A 19,095-nucleotide genomic window follows, 5' to 3' on the forward strand; every position below is an offset into this window, starting at 1 on the left:
CGCCAGCCGCGACAATAGGGCCATGAAATCAATACGCTTAAGAGAAGGCAAGGAGCGCTCCTTGCTGCGCCGCCACCCCTGGATTTTTGACGGGGCGATTGCCAAAGGCGGCGCCGACGCCGGTGAAACCGTGCGTGTCGAAGGGCATGACGGCCAGTTCCTCGGCTGGGCCGCGTTCAGCCCCAGCTCCAAAATCCGCGCCCGGGTCTGGAGTTTTGACGAGACGGAACGCATCGACGCTTCGTTTTTTACAGCGCGTATCGCTCAAGCCATCAAGGCCAGGGGCTTGTTTGACATACAAAGCAATGGCCTGCGCCTGATCCACGGGGAGTCCGACGGCTTGCCTGGTCTGGTGGTGGACCGTTATGCCGGCACCCTGGTGGCGCAGTTTTCCAGCTGCGGCACCGAGCGCTGGAAAAGCGTGATTGTGGAGGCCTTGCTGGCGCAAACCGGGCTCACGCGCCTGTATGAACGCTCCGACGCCAGTGTGCGTTCGCTCGAAGGTCTGCCCGAAGCCACCGGCTGGCTGGCCGGTGCTGGCGATACCGGCATCACACTCACCGAACACGACTGGAAGCTGAGCCTGGATGTCGCCGAAGGTCACAAAACCGGCTTTTACCTGGACCAGCGCGACAGCCGCCGCAAGTTTGCCGACTACACACGCCGCCTGAAGTTTCAGCGCGTGCTCAACTGTTATTGCTACACCGGCGGTTTCACGGTGGCGGCGCTGGCCGGCGGCGCCGCGCATGTGACCTCGATTGACTCCTCTGGCCCGGCGATCGAACGTGCCAAAGAAAACGTGGCGCTCAATGGTTTTGACGCCAGCCGCACCACCATGCTGGACGCCGACGTCAATGCCTCGCTGCGCCGCTTCCTGGCCGAAGGCAAAACCTTCGACGCCATCGTGCTCGACCCGCCCAAGTTTGCACCGACGGTCGCGCATGCCGAACGTGCCGCCCGTGCCTACAAAGACATCAACCGCATCGCCCTGTCCATCCTGGCGCCTGGCGGCGTCTTGTTCACTTATTCGTGTTCGGGTGGCATCAGTGCCGATCTGTTTCACAAAATTGTGGCCTCGGCGGGCATTGATGCGGGCGTGGATGCCTTTATCACCGAACGTCTGGGCGGCGCCCCGGACCACCCGATGACCGTGACTTTCCCGGAAGGGGAGTACCTGAAGGGCCTGGTTTTGCTCAGGAAGTGAATTCCTTGAGCAAAAAAGGCCTGTAGCCCAGGAGAGACGGGCGCAAGTAGCTATAAAAACAGGAGCGAGTTGGGTGCGGGCAGTGCCGCCGGACTTGACAGCGCCTGTAAAGTGCTGGATATCAGGGCCGCCTATTCATGCCTTCGCGTCAGGGCCTTGACTTGACCGCTAAACTCCCCACCTTTGGCTACGCGCCACGGCGGTTTTTTCACCTGTTTTTCTTGAGGCAGACACCATGAGTTTGATTCCCGTAACCATTCTGACCGGCTTTCTGGGCTCCGGTAAAACCACGCTGCTCAAGCGTATCCTGACCGAGGCCCACGGCCAGAAAATTGCCGTGATCGAGAACGAGTTCGGTGAAGAAAATATCGACAACGAGATCCTGGTCAACGACACCGAAGAAAACATCATCCAGATGAACAACGGTTGCATCTGCTGCTCGATCCGCGAAGACCTGCGCGACACCCTGCAACTGTTGGCCGAGAAAAAACGCAAAGGCCTGCTGGATTTCGAACGTGTGGTGATTGAAACCACGGGCCTGGCCGACCCCGGCCCGGTGGCGCAGACCTTTTTCATGGACGAAGAAATCGCCGAACAATACCTGCTGGACTCGATTTTGACCCTGGTGGACGCCAAACACGCGGAAGGCCAGCTCAACGACCGCCAGGAGGCGCGTCGCCAGGTCGGGTTTGCCGACCAGATCTTTATCAGCAAGTCGGACCTGGTGGCCGGGGACGAGGTCAAGGCGCTGATGCATCGCCTGACCCACATGAACCCGCGTGCGCCGCAAAAAACCGTGCATTTCGGCGAGGTGGCCCTGGCCGAGGTGTTTGACCTGCGTGGCTTCAACCTCAACGCCAAGCTGGACATCGACCCGGACTTCCTCAAGGCCGACGAACATGACCACGCCGGGCACGACCATGAACATGGCGAACATTGCGACCACCCGTCGCATGCGGCTGAACAAGGCCATCACCATCACCACGATGACGACGTCAAGAGTTTTGTGTTCCGTTCCGAGCGCGCCTTTGACCCGACCAAGCTGGAGGATTTTCTGGGCGCCGTCGTCAACATTTACGGCCCGCGCATGTTGCGCTACAAAGGCGTGTTGAACATGGAGGGTACCGAGCGCAAAGTGATTTTCCAGGGCGTGCACCAATTGATGGGCAGCGATCTGGGGCCGGCCTGGGCCGAGGGCGAGGCAAAAAACAGCAAGATGGTGTTTATTGGCATCGATTTGCCGAAAGATATTTTTCTCCAGGGCCTGGAGCAGTGCCTGGTTTGAGGTAGGCTGTCCGCACAATGCCTTTGAAAGGCGGGAGGGTCCTATGTTTGTCTCCATTCTCCAACGTTTAGACCTGCGAGCGTCACAGCGCCCCGGTGAGCCGCTACAATCGCGCGCCGACTCCAATCCCCGGACGTCCCCATCAGGAGGTCAGGGAGGAAAAGTCAGGGTACGTACTGGTCTTCAAACTGTAGGTGCGGCGACAGGCAAACCAGGTCATCAGGTAAAAGACAAGGCGGGGCCGACGAAAATCAGCCCGGTCCGGAGCCAGCATGCGGGCCATCCCGAAGCGGCTTCCCGAGGAGACACGAAGTGAAAGCTCAAGTCAAGAAGTCCAAGCTACCGGTCAAAACCGCTGGAAAAGCCGCCAGCAAAGCCAAAACCCCGGTGAAAACCGCGGCCAAGCCCGCGGCTGCCAAACCTGCTGTCAAAAAGCCGGTGTTGCCTGTCGCAAAAGCCAAGGTCAAGGTAGCGCTCAAGCCGGTGGCAAAGCCAAAGGCCAAACCCGTCGCCAAGTCCGCCCCCGCCAAAAAAGCCCCGCCTGCCGCCAAAAAAACGGTGGTATCCCAGGCGGCTAAAAGTCGTCCGGTCGCCAAGCCCTTAAAAGCTGATAAGCCGATCCGACCTGTTGTTAAACCCGCGGCAAAAGCCGTCAAACCTGTCGCCAAATCAGCCGCCCCGAAATCGGCTGCGGCAGGCAAGGCCACCGCACAATCTAAAGAAGTCATCATCAAAACGAGCAACACCCCGGCTGCCGGCAAAGCGGCGCCCAGCCCTGTAACCATCGCCGCGGCGCCAGCGCCGCTCCAGACCCCGGCGCTCAAGCCGGGACGTCGGGCTTCCCTGCGGAGCTCGTCGTTTGCGCCGCCGCCAGCGCCCATGGTGCCCACCCATTCACCGGATGCCGCCAAAGCCAGCTATTCGACCATTGCCGAACGTGTGATCGCGCCGCCTCCCCATGTGGCGGCCAAGAAAGATCCCAAGCTCGCCAACAACTGGAAGACCACGCCGGCCGAAGCCTTGACCGACGAAGAAGTCAAGGCCATGCCTGATTCGGAATACATGAACGAAAAGCAGCTGGCGTTTTTCCGTCACAAGCTGTCGCTTCTGAAGCAGGACATCCATAACAGCGCCGGTGAAACCACCGAGCATCTTCGCGAAGACACCGTGGTGGTGCCGGATCCGGCCGACCGCGCGACCATCGAGGAAGAACATGCGCTGGAGTTGCGGACCCGGGATCGGGAGCGCAAGCTGCTCAAGAAAATCGAGCAGTCGATCGCTCGCATTGATTCCGGTGACTATGGTTACTGTGACGAAACCGGCGAAGCCATCGGGGTGGGGCGTTTGATTGCCCGTCCCACGGCCAATTTGTCGCTGGAAGCGCAACAGCGTCGCGAACTCAAGCAAAAAATGTTTGGTGACTGATTTTTCTCACCCGCCGTTTTGAATCTTCACTCATGGCCAAAGAAGACACCACACCAGGCTTGCTTTCAAAAGTCGTGAAATTCGTTCGCAATCCGGCGACGAACTGGTCGGATCTCGATAGCAAAGAGAGCGACCGTGAAGATGCCTTGAGCAAACAATTGCTCAAGGAAATGATTGAGCGCAAACGCCGCAACGACTTTGTGCGCAAGCGCGAATTCGACATGTTGCGCAAAATGCGCAAGCGTGAAGCCATGACCGGGCAGGACCCGGCCGCCAGGCCGTCCTTCTTCCAGAGCAGCATGCCGTCCAAGCCGGACGATCGTGCGGTGACCTTGAAGAAAATCGATGAAATTGAAGCCCAGATGTCCATGCAGTGGTGGAAAACCAAACATGGCGCAAGTTCTTCCGTCAGCTCGGTTTCCTCCTCCCTGCCTGCCTCCCGCAGTGCCCATGTGCCCTTGCTGGACAACGCGCTGCCGGCCAACTATGCGCCCACGGCGCCGGGGGCACTGACAGCGGCGCCGTCCAGCGTGAAGGCCGTGGGCACTGCACCCCTTATTTCACAGGATCAGCCGCTTAGCCCCGTGCCGGACTTGTTGGTCAAACTGCCGGCGGCGCCCTCTAAGCCGGCGGCCAGTCTGGGCATGCCCGCGATCTCGCTGGATGGCATCTCGTCAGGGTTTTCCGCCTCCAAGTTTTCCGTGGTGGATGGTGCCGAGGTGGCTCATGACCCTGAACTGGAGGAAGCCTCCATCCGTTTTGCCAATGGTGATGATGCCGGCGCAGAGTCCGGCCTGCTGGATACGCTGGGGCCGCAGGGTAGCCGGGCGCAACATGCAGAGACCTGGCTGGCGCTGTTCGATTTGTACCGCGCGACCGGTCAGCAGGAAAAATTCGAAAACCTGGCGATTGAGTTTGTGGGTCGCTTTGACCGTTCTGCGCCGCAGTGGTTTTCCATGCCGGCCATGATTCAGCAACTGTCGCGGCCGGCGGGCCAAAGTCCGGGGCATGGCCCGGCTGCCGACTGGATTTGTCCTTCCGTTCTGGGCATCCAGACCGTCGCGGCGCTGAGTGCCGCCCTGACCCGAGCCCCCATGCCGTGGCGCCTGGACTGGCACAACCTGAAATCGATCGATGCCAATGCCGTCGAGCCCTTGTGCAAGGTGTTTGGCGGCTGGTCCGCGCAGCCGGTGCAGCTGCGTTTCATCGGTGAATCGCAGTTGCAACAGGTGCTGCAGGATGCCACGCCCTCGGGTGCGCGCGATACGCCCCAGGCCTGCTGGCAACTGCGCATGGAAGCCTTGCGGGTGGTGCACCAGCCTGACGCGTTTGAGCTGACTGCCCTCGATTTTTGCGTCACCTATGAGGTGTCGCCGCCGGCTTGGGACAGCGCGCGCTGCGAGTACAGGTCACTGGATCCCCATGACGTCGCGTCAGCCGGGCAAGCCATCATTGGCGATGTTTACCGCGACTCCGCACCGTCCAGCCTCAGCGGGATGGAGGGCGACACCCTGATGGACGGCAATTCCCAAATGACCAATTTGTTCGCGGTCGAGTTGGCCGGCCAGATCCAGGGCGATGCCATCGAGGTGCTGGACAGGCTGGAGGCCAAGCTGATGGGCGCGGACATCATGGTCATCTCCTGCGCCAAATTGATCCGTGTCGATTTTTCCGCGGCAGGGACCTTGCTCAACTGGGTCTCGGCGCGCGAAGCGGAGCATCGAGCCGTGCAGTTCACCGAGGTGCATCGTCTGGTGGCTGCATTTTTCAATGTGATCGGCATCACGGAGCACGCCAGGGTGTTGACACGCATCGACTAAAGGTGGATGCCTGCCGATTTGACTTTTCAAACGTCTCTAATTTTGATCATCCCAAGGCTGCATTCCAAGCTGAGGGCATGGCGCATCTCCACAAAGAATCATGGGCTTATCGGTTGTTTTTAAGTGCCAGCATGGGCGACATGCCACCGACGCGCCCTGAGCGCCACAAGACGTCCCGCTTTTCCCGTCCCGCCTGCGTCAACGGCGACCTGGCTGCTTTGGCTGTGCAAATGGCTTAAGGCAACACTTTCATTAAGTGGGCTAAGTGCTTAATCTAGAACATCTTTTAACATTGAAATGCTTTGAAATAGCTTTCTAAGTACTTGATTTCATTGAAAAAATTTGTTGCAAAGCACTTGCATGGCAAAACTTTCCTGATAAAGTGGGAAAAAGTGCAATTTAGTGGTGAAAAGTATTCCTTAAAGGTTTTTCGCAGTGTTCCAAGGCGCGTCTTCTGTAGCTCTCGATACCAAGGGTCGGCTTTCTGTGCCGACCCGGCATCGTGACGTGCTCAGCGCCACTGCGGCCAGCCAACTGACTATCACCAAACACCCCCACGGTTGCCTGATGGTATTCCCGCGTAACGAGTGGGAGAAATTTCGCGAGCGCATCGCCTCGCTACCCATGCAGGCACAGTGGTGGAAGCGGATTTTTCTCGGCAATGCCATGGATGTTGATATGGATGCATCCGGCCGGGTACTGGTGTCTCCCGAACTGCGTGCAGCAGCGGGTCTGAGCAAGGACACGGTGCTGCTTGGCATGGGCAGCTATTTTGAGCTCTGGGATGCGGCGACCTACGCGGCCCAGGAGGCCGAGCAGATGAAGGGCGAGATGCCCGATGTTTTTAAAGACTTTTCATTCTGAAAGACGACGGTGCAAGATACATGGACACATCGCACCGTCTTGTTGAACGAAGCCATCGAAGCGCTTCACATCAAGCCGGACGGACACTACATCGACGCGACCTTTGGGCGTGGCGGGCACTCCCGCCTGATTCTTTCCCATCTGTCTGCCCAGGGCCGTCTCACGGCCTTCGACAAGGACCTCGAAGCCATTGCCGAGGCCAACACCCTGGCCGACCCCCGCTTTGTGATTCGCCACGAAGGCTTCAGCCAGTTGGGCGAGTTGCCGGCAGCCAGTGCGACCGGCATCCTGATGGATCTGGGCATCAGCTCGCCGCAGATCGACAACCCGGCGCGTGGTTTTTCCTTTCGTGGCGACGGTCCGCTGGACATGCGCATGGACACCACGCGTGGCCAGAGTGTGGCCGAGTGGCTGGCCGATGCCGAGGTCGACACCATCACGGAGGTCATTCGTGACTATGGCGAAGAACGGTTTGCTGGGCAGATTGCAAAGGCGATTGATCGTCGTAGGCAAGAGGGGGGCGCTTTCAGAACCACGGCTGAGTTGGCCGAAGTCGTGGCTGGCGCGGTCAAAACCCGCGAGCCGGGCAAGGACCCTGCAACGCGCACCTTTCAGGCTTTTCGGATTTTCATCAACGCTGAGCTTGAAGAGCTGCAGCAGGCCTTAGAGGCGTCACTCAAAGTACTGCAACCGGGAGGGCGTTTGGTGGTGATCAGTTTCCATTCCCTGGAAGACCGCATCGTCAAGCAGTTCATTGCCGAACATTCGCGCGAGGTGTATGACCGTCGCGCGCCGTTTGCAGCGCCCAAGCCCATGCGCCTCAAGGCACTGGAGCGTGTCAAGCCAAGCGCCGAAGAAGTGGCTGCCAATCCGCGTTCGCGCAGTGCCGTCATGCGGGTCGCCGAGCGGACCGAGGTGCCGGTTCAGGTGGTGACGCAGCGTTATCCGGGGGCCTCCCCGTGACTCGACTGAACCTGGTGCTCCTCATCGCCGTGCTGTTCAGTGCGTTGTATCTGGTGCGTACCCAGTACGAGTCGCGCCGTCTGTACGTCGAACTGGAAAAAACGGCGGCGCTGAGCCGCAAGCTCGAATCGGACAAGGATCGCCTGCAAGTCGAAAAGCGTGCCCAGGCCACGCCGCTGCGGGTGGAGAAAATTTCCAAAGAGCGCCTGCAGATGCGCACGGCCACGCCGGCCATCACGCAATACGTGAATTACAAAAACGAAGCAGGGACGGAGGGCGCGCGTGAGTAAAAGCGTTCTTTACTCCTCCAGCCCGCTGCTGGCCAGCAAAACACCCGTTTGGCGCAGCAAGTTGATCGTGGCCGGCATTGCGCTGGCCTTTGCCGGTTTGGCTGGCCGTGCCGCCTACGTCCAGGTGTTTGGCAATGACTTTTTCCAGCGACAGGGCCAGGTGCGTTTTGCCCGCACCCTGGAGCTGCCGGCCAACCGTGGCCGCATCCTGGACCGCAACGGAATACTGTTGGCCTCCAGCGTGCCGGCGCCTAGCATCTGGGCCATCCCGGAGGATGTGGATGCGACCAAGGCGCAACTCGCCGAACTGGCCAAGTTGCTGGAGATGGCGCCTGCCGATCTGAATAAAAAGCTGGCCGACGAGGACAAGACCTTTGTCTGGATCAAGCGTCAGGTTGACGAACCCATCGCGCAAAAAATCCACGCCCTGGGCATCAAGGGCATTTACCAGCGCAAGGAATACAAACGCCAGTACCCCGAGGGCGAGACGGCGGCCCATGTGGTGGGCTTCACCAACGTGGAAGACCATGGTCAAGAGGGCATAGAGCTGGCCTTCGACAAGGACCTGGGCGGCAAGCCGGGCTCGCGTCGGGTGATCAAGGACCGGTTGGGCCGCGTGGTGGAAGACGTCGGTGAGCAGGTCCCGCCGCAGGACGGCAAGGACATCCAGCTCAGCCTGGACAGCAAGGTGCAGTTTTTTGCCTACCAGAAGCTGCGTGACGCGGTGATTGAGCGCAAGGCCAAAGCCGGCAGCGTGGTGGTGCTCGACTCGATCACCGGCGAGGTGCTGGCGCTGGCCAATTATCCGAGTTACGTGCCCAACAAGCGGCAGAACTTGACCGGTGAGCAGTTGCGCAACCGCGCGTTGACCGATACCTTCGAGCCCGGCTCGACCATGAAACCGATCACGGTGGCGATGGCGCTGGAAGCCGGCCGCATCAAGCCGCAAACCCTGATCGAAACCGGACCCGGCCGGTTCAGCATAGGCGGCTTCACCATCAGCGACACCCACAACTACGGCACCCTGACGGTGGAAGGTGTGATCCAGAAGTCAAGCAACGTAGGTGCGCTCAAAATCGCGCAGAAGATGAGCCCGCACGAAATGTGGGACACCTACACCGCGCTGGGTTACGGCCAGAAGCCGCAGATCCAGTTTCCCGGTGCGGTGACGGGCCGGTTGCGTCCCTGGAAAAACTGGCGTCCCGTTGAGCAGGCCACCATGGCTTACGGCTACGGGCTGTCGGCCTCGCTGTTCCAGATGGCGCATTCCTACACGTCTTTCGCACACGATGGTCAGATCATTCCGGCCACCATGCTCAAGAGCAGCGAGCCTGCTGTCGGCATCAAGGTGTTTTCCGCCGAGAACGCGCACGCGGTGCGCAAAATGCTGCAGATGGCAGCCGCCCCGGGCGGTACCGGTCAGCTCGCACAGACCATTGGTTATTCGGTCGGCGGCAAGTCGGGAACCGCACACAAGCAGGTGGGCAAAGGTTATGCCAGCAACAAATACCGCGCCTGGTTCACCGGCATGGCGCCTATCGAGAAACCGCGCATCATCGTGGCCGTGATGATTGACGAACCCAGCGACGGCAAATATTACGGCGGCCTTGCGGCTGCGCCTGTCTTCAGCGAAGTGGTGCAGCAGACCTTGCGCATGATGGGCGTGCAGCCCGACATGAGTGTCAAGCCGCAAATCGTCACCAACCCGGTCGAGGAGTCGTTCTGATGGAGCGGCTGCATACCCCCGAGCAGGCCGCGCACTGGTTGCGCCAACGCGTCACAGGCAGCCTGTGGACCGACAGCCGCCAAGTTGGCGCCGGTGACGGCTTTATTGCCTGGCCGGGTGCGGCCACCGATGGACGCAAGTATGTGGCCGGCGTGCTGGCTGCCGGCGCGCAGGCTTGCCTGGTGGAGCAGGACGGAGCCGAAACTTACGGTTTTACCGACAGCCGGGTGGCCACCTACCCAGGCCTGAAAATGGACGCGGCGGCAATTGCCGCCGCTTATTTTGAGCATCCCAGCCAACAACTGGACGTGCTGGCGGTGACCGGCACCAATGGCAAAACCTCGACGGCCTGGTGGCTGGCCCAGGCGCTGGGCAAGTTGGACCGGCTTTGTGGTGTGGTGGGTACCCTGGGTGTCGGTCAGCCGGAGGCCATGGTCTTCAACGGCCTGACAACCCCCGATCCGGTCTTGTTGCAGCAGCAGCTCAGGCGCTGGGTGGATGACGGTTTCGCCGCCTGTGCGCTGGAAGCTTCTTCGATTGGGATTGCGGAACACCGCCTGGACGCCACCGACATACGGGTGGCCATTTTTACCAACCTCACGCAGGATCACCTCGACTACCACCTCACCATGCAGGCCTACTGGGAAGCCAAAGCCAGGTTGTTTGGCTGGTCAGGCTTGAAGGCCGCCGTGCTTAATATCGATGACGCCAAAGGGGCTGAGCTGGCCCTGTCGCTGCGTGATTCGGGGCTCGATGTCTGGACCGTGTCCTGTGCCGGGCCCGCACGTTTGCAGGCCCAGGCCATTCATCACGGCCTGGGCGCCCTGAGTTTTGATGTGGTGGAAGGCGATCAGCGTCAGCGCATCACGACCGGTCTGGTTGGTCAGTACAACGTGTCCAATTTGCTGGGCGTGATGGCGGCCTTGCGCGCCCTCGGCCTGCCTTTGCAGGCGGTGGTCGAAGCTTGCGCCAACTTGCTGCCGGTGCCTGGGCGCATGGACGTGATGTCAGTGCCGGGCCGGCCCCTGTTGGTGGTCGACTATGCCCACACGCCCGATGCGCTCGACAAAACGCTGGACGCGCTTAAGCCGCTGCTCGGCCAAGCCGGCAAACTGTGGTGTATTTTTGGTTGTGGCGGTGAACGCGATGCAGGCAAACGACCTTTGATGGCCGCCGTCGCGGAGAAACACGCGGACCACGTGGTGGTGACCAGTGACAATCCACGCAGCGAAAATCCGGACTTCATCATCAGCCAGATCGTGGCCGGTTTCAGTCACCCGGCGGGTGTTCACGTGCAGGCGGACCGCGCTGTGGCAATTGCATATGCCATCGGCCAGGCGCAGGCAGGTGACGTGATCCTGATCGCCGGCAAGGGCCATGAAAATTATCAGGAGATCGCGGGTGTCAAGCGGCCGTTCTCCGACAGGGCGCAGGCCGAAGCCGCGTTGAATCAGGGAGCTGCGGCATGATGAGCTTGCAACAAGCCCTGCGCTGGCTGCCTTCGGCCCAGTTGGTCGGCGACGGCACGCTGCAGTTCAAGCGTGTCCACACCGACACCCGCAGCTTGCTGCCTGGCGACTTGTTTGTGGCGCTCAAGGGCGAGCGTTATGACGCGCATGATTTCCTGGCCCAGGCGCAAAGTCAGGGCGCAGTCGCAGCTTTGGCGCAGCAAGGCCTGTCGGCCGAGATGCCTGGCTTGCTGGTGGCGGATTCCCGCTTGGCGCTGGGCCAGTTGGCCGCCGGCTGGCGTTCGCAATTCAGCTTGCCGCTGATCGCTGTCACAGGCAGCAACGGCAAGACCACGGTGACACAAATGATCGCCGCCATCCTGCGTGCGTGGAAGCAAGACGCCGCTTTTGCGACCGAAGGCAATCTCAACAACGACATCGGCGTGCCTTTGACCCTGTTGCGTTTGCGCGCAAGTCACCAGGTCGGCGTGGTCGAGCTGGGCATGAACCACCCCGGTGAGATCGCTTATCTGGCCGGACTGACCCAGGCCACGGTGGCTCTGGTCAACAATGCACAGCGTGAACACCTGGAGTTCATGGCCACCGTGGAAGCGGTGGCCCACGAAAACGGCGCCGTGATTGAGGCTTTGCCTGCGTCGGGCGTGGCAGTTTTTCCGGCCGATGAGTTGTACACGCCGATCTGGAAAGCTTTGGCGGGCTCACGCCGCGTGTTGACTTTTGCGGAAGAAGGTGCGGCCGATGTGACGGCGACTTTCCATTGGACAGGCGGTGCATGGCAGGTGAAGGCCAACACACCCGGTGGTGCGTTGGATTTCTCCTTGCAGATCGCCGGTCGCCACAACGTCAAAAATGCCTTGGCCGCGACAGCTTGCGCCCTGGCCGCCGGTGTGCCACTGGCTGCGATTGCTGCGGGTTTGTCATCTTTTTCCCCGGTCAAAGGCCGTTCGCGGGCCTTGCAACTTCATATCAACGGCAAGGCGATCACGTTGATCGACGACAGCTACAACGCCAACCCGGATTCCGTGCATGCCGCCATTGAGGTGTTGGCTGAACTGCCCGGACCACGCCTGCTGGTGCTGGGTGACATGGGCGAGGTGGGCGATCAGGGGCCGGCTTTCCACGCCGAGGCCGGCGTTTATGCCCGCGAACGCGGCATTGAGCAGCTGTTCACTCTGGGGGCGCAGTCGGCCGGTACAGCGCAGGCTTTTGGCCGCGGACAACACTTCGGCGACGATCTGGCCGCCTTGCAGGCTGCGGTCAATGCGGCCCTGCCGGACGTGGCCAGCGTGCTGGTCAAGGGCTCACGTTTTATGAAGATGGAGCGTGTGGTCCAGGCGATCACCGAACGCGCACAGCAAAAAAATCAGGAGGAAAAAAATGCTGCTTAGTCTGGCCCAATGGCTGCAAACCATATCGCCGGAATTTGGCTATCTCCGGGTGTTTCAGTACCTGACGTTTCGGGCTGTCATGGCGGCGTTGACCGCCTTGCTGATCGGTTTGCTGGCGGGACCGTTTGTCATCCGTCGCTTGATCCATCTCAAGATCGGTCAACCCATACGCGAATACGCGATGCAAACCCATTTGAGCAAAAGCGGCACACCCACCATGGGCGGTGTGCTGATTCTTATGGCCATCGGCATCTCGACCCTGTTGTGGTTTGACCTGAGCAACCGTTTTGTCTGGATTGTGCTGATTGTCACGCTGGGTTTTGGCGCCATCGGCTGGGCCGACGACTGGCGCAAGGTGGTGCACAAAGACCCCGAAGGCATGCGCTCTCGGGAAAAATACCTGTGGCAGTCGGTTATTGGTTTGCTGGCCGCTTTGTACCTGGTGTTCAGCATTTCGGAGAGCTCGAATATGCGGGTACTGGAGCTGTTTTTCAGCTGGGTGCAATCGGGCTTTGATGTGAACCTGCCGCCCAAGGCTGGTTTGCAACTGCCTTTCTTCAAAGAAGTCAGTTATCCGCTGGGTGTGTTCGGTTTTGTGCTGATGACCTATCTGGTGATCGTCGGTTCCAGCAACGCCGTGAACCTGACCGACGGCTTGGACGGGCTGGCCATCATGCCGGTGGTGATGGTGGGCTCGGCGCTGGGTGTGTTTGCCTACGTGACCGGCAGCGCCGTTTATTCCAAGTACCTGTTTTTCCCGCATATTCCAGGTTCGGGTGAGCTGCTGATTTTCTGCTCGGCCATGGCCGGCGCCGGTCTTGCCTTTTTGTGGTTCAACACCCATCCCGCGCAGGTGTTTATGGGCGACGTGGGAGCCCTGGCCCTGGGTGCTGCGCTGGGCACAATCGCGGTCATCGTCCGTCAGGAAATTGTGCTGGCCATCATGGGTGGCATTTTTGTTGTGGAAGCCCTCTCGGTGATGATGCAGGTGCTGTATTTCAAATATACCCGCGCCCGTTACGGCGAAGGCCGACGCCTTTTCAAGATGGCACCCTTGCACCATCATTTTGAAAAAAGTGGCTGGAAGGAAACCCAAGTGGTGGTACGTTTCTGGATCATCACCATGCTGCTGTGCCTGATCGGCCTGTCAACCCTCAAGCTGAGATGAAACACCTGGCGCAACAACATGTTCTGATTTTGGGGCTGGGCTTGTCCGGCCTTGCGCTGGCGCGCTGGTGCGCCCGTTGCGGCGCGCAGGTGACGGTGGTCGATACACGCGCCGCGCCGCCGCAACTGCAGGCCCTGAGCGACACGGTGCCCTCCGCGCAGTTTGTTCACAGTGAGATGGTGGCCGAGCTGGTGCTGGGCAGCGACATCCGCATGGTGCTCAAGAGCCCTGGCCTGACACCAGCGTCTGTGGCGCCGGTGATGGAAGCGGCGCAAGCACAGGGACTGCCTTGTGGAAATGAACTCAGTCTGTTTGCGCAGGCCTTGGCGGACCTGAAGGAAACACGTGGCTACGCACCCCAGGTGATAGGTATCACCGGCACCAACGGCAAGACAACGGTCACTTCGCTGACTGGGCAACTGGTGCAGCGCGCCGGCAAGTCGGTGGCCGTGGCCGGAAACATTGGCCCGACATTGCTGGACACACTGGCCGAAAAGCTGGACCAGGAACCGGAGCCGGAAACTGTTTTTGACGCTGAGCCAGCGCCGTTGCCACTGGCCGAACAGTCTCTGGACGAAGATTCGGACATTCCCTCTGTCAATGCGCAAGACCCGGTTCACGAACGTGACGATTCGACAGCTGAACTCGCTGCAGACGCGTCGAGCGAACCGGTAGCGCCTGCTGACGACGAAGCCGTCCTTGTCCTGCCGCCGGCACCGCCAGCTGCGCCCGTGTTTCACGCTTTGCCGGAGGTCTGGGTGCTGGAGTTATCGAGCTTTCAGCTCGACGGCGTCGGCAACTTCGAGCCGACCGTGGCCACGGTGCTGAATGTGACACAAGACCATCTGGATTGGCATGGCAGCCTGGCCACTTATGCCGCCGCGAAGGCCAGGGTGTACGGCCATGGCCTCATGCTGCTCAACCGCGACGATCCGCTGGTGATGACTGCCGTGCCGGCGCCGCTGCCGCTGGTTCGAGGCAAGCAGCCCAAGGGACGCCCCTACATGACTTTCGGCAGCGATGCCCCGCAGCGCCCCGGCGACTATGGCATTGAGACCGTCAACGGCATGGCCTGGCTGGTGCGTGCGGCCGAGGCTGATGAAACCATCAAGCGCCGCAAGGGCGAAGAAATTGAGCTGCATGTGCAGCGTCTGATGCCAGTGGATGCCTTGCGCATCCACGGTCGCCACAATGCCTCCAACGCACTGGCCGCACTGGCCTTGGCCGGCGCCGCAGGCTGCAGCATGGCCGCCATGCTGCATGGTTTGCGCGAATACACCGGCGAGCCGCATCGTGTGGCCTCTGTCGCGGTGATCCGCGATGTCGAATATTTCGACGACAGCAAAGGCACCAATGTGGGCGCCACGGTGGCCGCGCTGGTCGGCCTGGGCGCCGAACGCAAGCTGGTCTTGATTGCCGGCGGTGACGGCAAGGGACAGGACTTTTCTCCGTTGGCCGAGCCGGTGCGCCTGCATGCACGGGCGGTCATCCTGATCGGGCGTGACGGACCTGCCATTCGTGCCGCGCTCGACACGACCGGTGTTCCCCTGCTGGACGCCGGTTCCATGGAGGCCGCCGTCGAGATCGCTGCCCACCATGCGCAAACCGGCGATGCTGTGCTGATGTCGCCGGCCTGTGCCAGTTTTGACATGTTTGACAACTACGAACACCGGGCCCAGGTGTTTTGCCAGGCGGTCGACGCCCTGGTGCTTGACGCGGGAGGCATGGCATGAGCACCCTGACCGGGCGTTTGGCCGGCTGGTTTTCCGGCCTGGGCGGCGCGGCCGCCGACAAACTGCCGGTGCGGCTGGGCGGGCAGGGCGCGTCGCGCTCGCCCTCAACGCCGGTGCGCTTGTCGGGGGTTGACCAGGCGCTGATATGGGTCACAGTGGCCCTGCTGGTGTGGGGCCTGGTCATGGTGTATTCCGCGTCGGTGGCCATGCCTGACAACCCCAAGTTCGCGCGGTATGCCCACACGCATTTCCTGGTGCGTCATGCCTTGTCTTTGGGCGTGGCCTTTGCCGTTGCCCTGCTGACTTTCCAGGTGCCGATTGCGACCTGGGAAAAAGTGGCGCCCTGGCTGTTTGTTGCCTCCTTGTTGATGCTGATGCTGGTGCTGATTCCCTTCATCGGCAAAGGTGTCAACGGCGCACGCCGCTGGATTTCCCTGGGCTTCATGAACTTCCAGCCCTCGGAGCTGGCCAAGTTTGCCGTGTTGCTGTATGCCGCGGACTACATGGTGCGCAAGATGGAAGTCAAGGAGCGCTTCTTTCGCGCCGTCATGCCGATGGCGGTGGCCATTGGTGTCGTTGGCCTCTTGCTGCTGGCCGAGCCCGACATGGGCGCCTTCATGGTCATTTCGGTGATCGCGATGGGCATTCTTTTCCTGGGCGGGGTCAATGCCCGCATGTTCTTCGTCATTGCCACGGTGGTGGTGATTGCATTTGCACTGATGGTGATGCTCAGCGACTGGCGGCGCGAACGGATTTTTGCCTACCTGGATCCCTGGAGCGACAAATACTCGATGGGCAAGGGCTACCAGTTGTCGCATTCGCTGATCGCTTTCGGGCGCGGCGAAATTTTTGGTGTGGGCCTGGGCGGCAGCATTGAAAAGCTGCATTGGTTGCCGGAAGCCCATACCGACTTCCTGATGGCCGTGATTGGCGAAGAGTTTGGCCTGCTGGGTGTTTTGTGTGTGATGGGCGCGTTTGTCTGGATGACGCGCCGCATCATGCATATCGGCCGTCAGTCGATTGCGCTGGACCGTTTGTTTGCCGGCCTGGTCGCGCAGGGCGTGGGCATCTGGATTGGGTTCCAGACCTTTATCAACATGGGTGTGAACCTGGGCGCCTTGCCGACCAAAGGTTTGACACTGCCGCTCATGAGTTATGGCGGCTCGGCGATTTTGATGAACCTGATTTCACTGGCGGTGGTGTTGAGAATTGACTATGAGAATCGTTTGCTGATGAGGGGTGGGCGATCATGAGCAAATGTGCGCTCATCATGGCCGGCGGTACCGGTGGCCACATCTTCCCGGGCCTGGCCGTGGCCGAAGCCCTGCGCGAGCGCGGCTGGCGTGTGCATTGGCTGGGTGGTACGGGCACAGCGGATCGTCCCAGCATGGAAAGCCAGTTGGTGCCGCCGCGTGGATTTGCATTTGAGAGCATTGATTTCTCGGGCGTGCGCGGCAAGGGCCCTCTGACCTTGGCACTGCTGCCGTTGCGCCTGCTCAAGGCCTTCTGGCAGAGCATTGGGGTGGTGCGCCGCGTCAAGCCCGATGTGGTGGTGGGCCTGGGTGGCTACATTGCCTTCCCGGCCGGCATGATGAGTGTGTTGCTGGGCAAACCGCTGGTCTTGCATGAACAGAATTCGGTGGCCGGCATGGTCAACAGGGTGCTGGCCGGCGTCGCTGACCGGGTCTTCACGGCCTTTCCCAACGTGCTGAAAAATGCACAGTGGATAGGCAACCCCCTGCGCCCGGCCTTCACACAGCAGCCCGATCCCGCCGTCCGTTTTGCCGGCCGCAGTGGGCCTTTGAAGTTGCTGGTGGTGGGCGGCAGCTTGGGGGCTCAGGCCTTGAACCGCATCGTGCCGCAGGCGCTGGCCCTGATTCCGCAGGCGCAGCGCCCCAGTGTTACTCATCAAAGCGGTGCCCGGCAGATCGATGAGTTGCGCGAGAACTACCGCGCCGCTGGGGTGGCGGCTGAACTCACCCCTTTTATTGACGACACCGCCCAGGCTTTTGCCGAGGCCGACCTGGTGATTTGCCGCGCCGGTGCCAGCACCGTGACGGAAATCGCCGCTGTCGGCGCCGCCGCGCTGTTTGTGCCTTTTCCGGCCGCGGTGGACGACCACCAGACCAGCAATGCGACCTTCCTGGTGGCGGCCGGCGGTGGCTGGCTGGTCCAGCAAGCGGACTTGACACCGGCCTTCCTGGCAGAAATGCTACAAAAAACAGAGCGACCTGCGCTGATGCAGCGGGCGCTAGAGGCCAAAAATATGCAAAAAATTAACGCCACCGCCGAGGTGGTGGATGCTTGCGAGGAGCTCGCGACATGAAACACGCGATCAAACATATTCACTTCATCGGCCTGGGCGGCTCCGGCATGTCCGGCATTGCCGAGGTGTTGCACAACCTGGGCTACGTGATCTCCGGCTCCGATTTGTCCGACAGCGCGACCTTGCAACGTCTGGCCGGTCTGGGCATCCAGACCTTTGTCGGCCATGCGGCCGCCAACCTGGCCAGCGTGGATGCGGTGGTCACCTCAACCGCCGTGCAGGCTGACAACCCGGAGGTGCTGGCGGCCCGCGAAAAACGCATTCCAGTGGTACCGCGTGCGTTGATGCTGGCCGAATTGATGCGTCTGAAACAGGGCATCGCGATTGCCGGCACCCACGGTAAAACCACCACCACCAGCCTGGTCGCCAGTGTGTTGGCCGAAGGCGGACTGGACCCGACTTTTGTGATCGGTGGTCGGCTGAACAGCGCCGGCGCCAATGCCAAGCTGGGTTCGGGCGATTACATCGTGGTCGAGGCCGACGAGTCGGACGCCTCCTTCCTCAACCTGTTGCCGGTGATGGCGGTGGTCACCAACATCGACGCCGACCACATGGAGACCTACGGCCACGACTTCAACCGGCTCAAGGCGGCGTTTATTGATTTCCTGCACCGCATGCCGTTTTACGGCACGGCGATTTTGTGCACGGACGACGCCGCGGTGCGCGACATCGTGCCGCAAATGTCCTGCCCCATCACCAGTTACGGTTTTAACGAAGAGGCGCAGGTCCGCGCGATCGACGTGAAGGCGGTGGGTGGGCAGATGCATTTCACGGTGCAGCGGCGCAACGGTGTGACCTTGCCCGATCTGGCGGTGGTGCTGAACCTGCCCGGCCTGCACAACGTGCTCAATGCCTTGTCGGCGATTGCGGTGGCCGTGGAACTGAATGTGCCCGACGCCGCCGTGCTGAAAGCGCTGGCTGAATTCAAGGGCGTGGGCCGGCGTTTCCAGCATTACGGCGATGTCGCCGCACCTGCAGGCGGCAGCTTCACGGTGATTGATGACTATGGCCATCACCCGGTGGAGATGGCCGCCACCCTGGCGGCGGCGCGCGGCGCTTTTCCGGGCCGGCGCCTGGTGCTGGCCTTTCAGCCGCATCGTTACACCCGCACGCGGGATTGTTTCGAGGACTTCGTCAAGGTCATCGGCCAGGCCGACAGCGTGTTGCTGTCCGAGGTTTACGCCGCCGGTGAAGCGCCGATTGTGGCGGCCGACGGCCGTTCGTTGACCCGTGCGCTGCGTGTGGCTGGCAAGGTGGAGCCGGTGTTTGTCGGCGACATCGAGGCCATGCCGCAGGCGATTGTTGATAACGCGCTGGATGGCGACGTGGTGATGTGTATGGGCGCGGGCACCATGGGCGGGGTGCCCGGCAAGGTGCTTGAGCTGGTACAGAAACAAGAACATTCAATGAAAGAGGGGAACGGGCTGTGAGCCA

General features: G+C 61.0%; 15 protein-coding genes. All 15 read left to right on the forward strand.

Annotated features, from left to right (window positions below; translation table 11 throughout):
• Nucleotides 1–22 precede the first annotated feature (22 nt).
• The 15 genes from ACHMXK_RS04870 to murC all read left to right on the forward strand — a co-directional run bounded on the left by ACHMXK_RS04870 (nucleotide 23) and on the right by murC (nucleotide 19,091).
• Nucleotides 23–1,204 carry a class I SAM-dependent rRNA methyltransferase gene (locus tag ACHMXK_RS04870; RefSeq protein ID WP_397438171.1) on the forward strand — a complete coding sequence of 394 codons (1,182 nt, stop codon included), beginning with the start codon at nucleotides 23–25 and terminating at the stop codon, nucleotides 1,202–1,204.
• A 235-nt stretch (nucleotides 1,205–1,439) separates the two neighbouring features.
• On the forward strand, nucleotides 1,440–2,489 hold the full coding sequence (locus ACHMXK_RS04875) for a CobW family GTP-binding protein (protein WP_397438173.1): 1,050 nt from the start codon (nucleotides 1,440–1,442) through the stop codon (nucleotides 2,487–2,489).
• 618 nt (nucleotides 2,490–3,107) lie between these two features.
• On the forward strand, nucleotides 3,108–3,914 hold the full coding sequence (dksA, locus tag ACHMXK_RS04880) for an RNA polymerase-binding protein DksA (protein ID WP_397442443.1): 807 nt from the start codon (nucleotides 3,108–3,110) through the stop codon (nucleotides 3,912–3,914).
• A gap of 32 nt (nucleotides 3,915–3,946) precedes the next feature.
• Entirely contained in the window at nucleotides 3,947–5,734 is a 1,788-nt protein-coding gene (locus ACHMXK_RS04885) for an STAS domain-containing protein (RefSeq protein WP_397438175.1), read from the forward strand.
• Between the two features lie 435 nt (nucleotides 5,735–6,169).
• Complete coding sequence (gene mraZ / locus ACHMXK_RS04890) at nucleotides 6,170–6,598, forward strand: division/cell wall cluster transcriptional repressor MraZ (RefSeq protein ID WP_397438177.1); 429 nt, start codon at nucleotides 6,170–6,172, stop codon at nucleotides 6,596–6,598.
• A 9-nt stretch (nucleotides 6,599–6,607) separates the two neighbouring features.
• Entirely contained in the window at nucleotides 6,608–7,561 is a 954-nt protein-coding gene (gene rsmH, locus ACHMXK_RS04895) for a 16S rRNA (cytosine(1402)-N(4))-methyltransferase RsmH (protein WP_397438179.1), read from the forward strand.
• The gene (gene ftsL, locus ACHMXK_RS04900; protein ID WP_397438180.1) at nucleotides 7,558–7,851 is read left to right on the forward strand and encodes a cell division protein FtsL; all 294 of its coding nucleotides are present in this window, start codon (nucleotides 7,558–7,560) and stop codon (nucleotides 7,849–7,851) included. The genes rsmH and ftsL overlap by 4 nt, the downstream gene beginning before the upstream one ends.
• On the forward strand, nucleotides 7,844–9,577 hold the full coding sequence (locus ACHMXK_RS04905; RefSeq protein WP_397438182.1) for a peptidoglycan D,D-transpeptidase FtsI family protein: 1,734 nt from the start codon (nucleotides 7,844–7,846) through the stop codon (nucleotides 9,575–9,577). The genes ftsL and ACHMXK_RS04905 overlap by 8 nt, the downstream gene beginning before the upstream one ends.
• On the forward strand, nucleotides 9,577–11,046 hold the full coding sequence (locus tag ACHMXK_RS04910; protein ID WP_397438184.1) for a UDP-N-acetylmuramoyl-L-alanyl-D-glutamate--2,6-diaminopimelate ligase: 1,470 nt from the start codon (nucleotides 9,577–9,579) through the stop codon (nucleotides 11,044–11,046). Before ACHMXK_RS04905 ends, ACHMXK_RS04910 begins: the two co-directional genes overlap by 1 nt.
• The gene (gene murF / locus ACHMXK_RS04915) at nucleotides 11,043–12,434 is read left to right on the forward strand and encodes a UDP-N-acetylmuramoyl-tripeptide--D-alanyl-D-alanine ligase (RefSeq protein WP_397438186.1); all 1,392 of its coding nucleotides are present in this window, start codon (nucleotides 11,043–11,045) and stop codon (nucleotides 12,432–12,434) included. Before ACHMXK_RS04910 ends, murF begins: the two co-directional genes overlap by 4 nt.
• Nucleotides 12,424–13,602, forward strand: a complete 1,179-nt coding sequence (gene mraY, locus ACHMXK_RS04920; protein WP_397438188.1) for a phospho-N-acetylmuramoyl-pentapeptide-transferase — start codon at nucleotides 12,424–12,426, stop codon at nucleotides 13,600–13,602. The genes murF and mraY overlap by 11 nt, the downstream gene beginning before the upstream one ends.
• Nucleotides 13,599–15,335, forward strand: coding sequence for a UDP-N-acetylmuramoyl-L-alanine--D-glutamate ligase (murD, locus tag ACHMXK_RS04925; protein WP_397438190.1), 1,737 nt, complete (start codon nucleotides 13,599–13,601; stop codon nucleotides 15,333–15,335). The genes mraY and murD overlap by 4 nt, the downstream gene beginning before the upstream one ends.
• On the forward strand, nucleotides 15,332–16,588 hold the full coding sequence (gene ftsW, locus ACHMXK_RS04930; protein ID WP_397438192.1) for a putative lipid II flippase FtsW: 1,257 nt from the start codon (nucleotides 15,332–15,334) through the stop codon (nucleotides 16,586–16,588). Before murD ends, ftsW begins: the two co-directional genes overlap by 4 nt.
• Entirely contained in the window at nucleotides 16,585–17,661 is a 1,077-nt protein-coding gene (gene murG / locus ACHMXK_RS04935) for an undecaprenyldiphospho-muramoylpentapeptide beta-N-acetylglucosaminyltransferase (RefSeq protein WP_397438194.1), read from the forward strand. The genes ftsW and murG overlap by 4 nt, the downstream gene beginning before the upstream one ends.
• On the forward strand, nucleotides 17,658–19,091 hold the full coding sequence (gene murC, locus ACHMXK_RS04940; RefSeq protein ID WP_397438196.1) for a UDP-N-acetylmuramate--L-alanine ligase: 1,434 nt from the start codon (nucleotides 17,658–17,660) through the stop codon (nucleotides 19,089–19,091). The genes murG and murC overlap by 4 nt, the downstream gene beginning before the upstream one ends.
• The last annotated feature ends 4 nt before the right edge of the window (nucleotides 19,092–19,095 follow it).

Origin of the sequence: Polaromonas sp. UC242_47 (genome assembly GCF_044452385.1) — a bacterium.
In the GTDB taxonomy this organism is placed as follows: Bacteria; Pseudomonadota; Gammaproteobacteria; order Burkholderiales; family Burkholderiaceae_C; genus Polaromonas.